The organism is Faecalicoccus pleomorphus DSM 20574 (assembly GCF_000420345.1).
Classification (GTDB): domain Bacteria; phylum Bacillota_I; class Bacilli_A; order Erysipelotrichales; family Erysipelotrichaceae; genus Faecalicoccus; species Faecalicoccus pleomorphus.
Map to the genome: position 1 here is coordinate 1 of NZ_ATUT01000043.1, position 1,582 is coordinate 1,582.

Annotated in this window: 2 protein-coding genes; both read right to left on the reverse strand. The window is 38.2% G+C overall.

Annotation, left to right across the window (positions count from 1 at the left end):
* Positions 1–96: 96 nt before the first annotated feature.
* A complete protein-coding gene (bsh, locus tag G413_RS0110480; protein WP_022790803.1) occupies positions 97–1,062 on the reverse strand; it encodes a choloylglycine hydrolase in 966 nt (321 codons plus the stop codon).
* Between the two features lie 42 nt (positions 1,063–1,104).
* Entirely contained in the window at positions 1,105–1,476 is a 372-nt protein-coding gene (locus G413_RS11590; protein WP_022790804.1) for a 4Fe-4S dicluster domain-containing protein, read from the reverse strand.
* Between the last annotated feature and the right edge of the window lie 106 nt (positions 1,477–1,582).

The window sequence follows — 1,582 nt, forward strand, 5'->3', positions numbered from 1 at the left end:
CTCCTCAAGAGCTTGCCTTTCTACAAGCGTCTAAATTATACCACCAAGATTTCATTTTTAATATTTATTCATCCTTTATGTGCAAAGAACGAGCCTTTAAAAAATAACAGATTGGCGATTCAGAGGGAACTGTACCAGTTTTGTGCCTGCTAAATTATGATCCTGTATGTTGATTTTTTGAATAGTGGAGTTTTCATGGGTCGTATAGTAATAAATACCTTTTGTGGCATTGATGCAACAAGAATACAGTGTGTAATCCATCTTATTTTCCGCTGTCATTACACTGCCTTTGACCATGGCAACTTGATGAAGAACACGAAAGAACTGTTGAACATTGTCGCTTTCGGTACCATCAGAATATAGGTTGTGTTTTAAGAAAGCCGTTTTGACAAATCGGGAAACACTGCTGGCATCACCCGGAAGCCCTATGGCTCCCATGCCTACGGCATAGGGCTTTAAATCAATGTTTTTATTCAATCGATTTTCAGGATAGGACTTTGTAAGGTTCAGATATTGTTGCATGTTTAAACAGTGAAAATCAAATGGTGGGTTGTTTGTTAGGACACCAAAAGGATTGTCATAGATCTTTAATCCTTCCTGCACGGATTCTATGACAATGGATTGATCTTTATCCGCAAGGATCCAGTGTAAGGGCGAATTAGGAACCGAATCTTTGAACGCAATATCTAAAACATTAATGCGTTCTAATAACTGACGGGCTTGTTTGACGGTTTCGCATTGAGATAAGATCCATGGAATGATTTCAAAAGAGGCAATGTTATCCTGATCTTCTTTGTAAGGGAAATAGACAGCATTTTGACTGAATTGCAGGCCTGCCATGCCAAGTCCTTTTTCATTCACCGCCTCGGCATATAAAGGGGTGTTGTCAATGACAGTTGCCATACCGATCATCGCATAATGATGGGCAATTGTTTCTTTATGACGAAAGAGAAACGGATACTGACGAGGTGTTATGACAACTTCTTCGCCAAAACCACAGTCTAAATCCAGGTTTCTTCCAAAGTAAAAGTCTTGATTGACATAGGTAAAACTTGTACACATAAGGACATCTCCTTCTTTTTCTTAGATTGTACCATGAAATGACTAGAAAAAGAATTGATTCTTTTTTAGTTGCGTGTAATTTGTTTCCAACATTTGCACATGTGATAAAAAGTCCGGATCATTAAAATACTTGGCATGTTCTGGACATATCTGTATACAATGCTGGCACTTGATGCAGATGCCGGGTACTTGCGAAGGATCTTGTAAATTGATGGACTGCATAGGACAGGAAATTGCGCAAAGACCACATTGATTACAGAGTTTTGTATCTGTAACCGGCTTTGCTTTTAAAAAGTTAACAGGTTTTCCATCGATTCCTTTTGGAATATAGTAAGGTGCGTTGGGATCACCGGGAATCGGGGTAGAAATTGTCTTGTGGCTTTGTATATTTTTAAGAACTTGGCCAAGAAACACATCAATTTGTTTCGCTTAACCTCCAATTTGTTGATATGACATAAATAGTGTCGAATCAGACAGTATTTTATAAGTACAGAGAAACGAGGTACTTATATGTTGATGA

Excerpts from the sequence above, each read along its gene's own strand:
- bsh (WP_022790803.1), bottom strand. The coding sequence starts at position 1,062 with ATGTGTACAAGTTTTACCTATGTCAATCAAGACTTTTACTTTGGAAGA.